The sequence below is a fragment of the Mucilaginibacter gossypii genome (assembly GCF_900100945.1).
Classification (GTDB): Bacteria; Bacteroidota; Bacteroidia; order Sphingobacteriales; family Sphingobacteriaceae; genus Mucilaginibacter; species Mucilaginibacter gossypii.
This window is the reverse complement of sequence record NZ_FNCG01000043.1, coordinates 1-1,388: the sequence shown is the minus strand read 5'-3', so window position 1 is coordinate 1,388 and position 1,388 is coordinate 1. Positions and strand designations below refer to the sequence as shown.

The following is a 1,388-nucleotide window of genomic DNA, read 5'->3' as shown; positions in this document are numbered from 1 at the left end:
CACTGTTGTCCGGTAAAGATTTTTTAGGGAAAAAGGAAGGGATAGCCGAAAGACTACCCCTTTGTGTTGATATTTGAGTTACCACACTTAAATACACAACATGAGCAAAAGTACTTTTTTTACCGGACAGCCGGTCCTGAATCAGTTATTAGGTTTAATAGATCGTAATAATGTTCGATCATTAGCAAGACGTGGGGATCACGATCTCTACTACCGTTACTTTGATACCTATACACATCTTGTAACGATGCTTTACTGCGTTTTTAACAGATGCACCAGCAGCAGAGAAGTAATCAGCGGCATGAAAGCAAGCCTGCATAAGCTTCATCATATCGGTATAAGTAAATGTCCGGCCAGAAGCACCTTATGTGATGCTAATGCCCAGCGTAGCTTTGAAGTATTCGCCCGTATTTATGATAACCTGTATAGGCGACACAAGCAGCTTTTACCGGACAGCCGATTAAAGATCGACCCTAAGCTATTCATTGCCGATTCTTCAACAATTACCTTATTTCAGCAAATATTGAAAGCCCCAAGCCCGGGAAAGGCCAACGGTAAGAGAAAAGGCGGGATCAAAGTTCATACGCTCATTAAGGCAGCAGATGATGTACCGCTGAAAATTAGCTTCACGGCAGCCAGCGCTAACGATATGCCCTTCCTTAAAGAGATCAAACTCGAACCAGGTTCCTTTATCGTTTTCGATAAAGGTTACGTAGACTATTCTGAATATCAAAGAATGACAAATGAAGGCGTATTCTTTGTCACCAGGCAGAAAAAAGATGCCAAATACTCAACAATGTGGCTGAATGAGCTTAGCGAACAAAGCAAGGCACACGGTGTCATCGAAGATAAACTACTCCTCCAGGGCACACGTACTCAAAAAGAGGGTATCCAGTTGGAGATTCGCCTGGTTACTTTCTTTGACAAAGAAACCGAAAGGACATTTGAGTTTTTAACCAATAATTTCTCGTTACCACCTGAAGCTATTGCCGATCTTTATAAGAAACGATGGCTTATTGAAATACTATTTAAGCGGGTAAAGCAAAATTTCCCGCTTAAATACTTCCTGGGGGATAATGAGAATGCAATCAAAATACAGATATGGTGCGCTTTTATTGCCGATCTTCTAATCAAAATTGTCCAGGTACAACTCAAAAGACAATGGTCTTTCTCTAATCTGAGTTCTATTATAAGACTCCATCTGATGAGTTATATCCACCTATTTAACTTTCTGAACGATCCGGAGAAACTGTCCGTCATGTCAACAAATCACTCACGGCAACTAAAATTGGGGGGGCTTGGACATCCGCTTTAAAACCTAAATCCTTCTTTTTATATCATAATGCAGTCTTTTTATAACAATAACAAACTTTACCGGACAACAGTGA

1 protein-coding gene is annotated in these 1,388 nt (G+C 40.5%); it reads left to right on the top strand.

All coding sequences use genetic code 11. The annotated features are described in order from the left end of the window. Window positions 1-100: 100 nt before the first annotated feature. Window positions 101-1,315: an IS4 family transposase gene (locus BLS28_RS30430; RefSeq protein ID WP_091176631.1), complete on the top strand. Its 1,215-nt coding sequence runs from the start codon at window positions 101-103 to the stop codon at window positions 1,313-1,315. The last annotated feature ends 73 nt before the right edge of the window (window positions 1,316-1,388 follow it).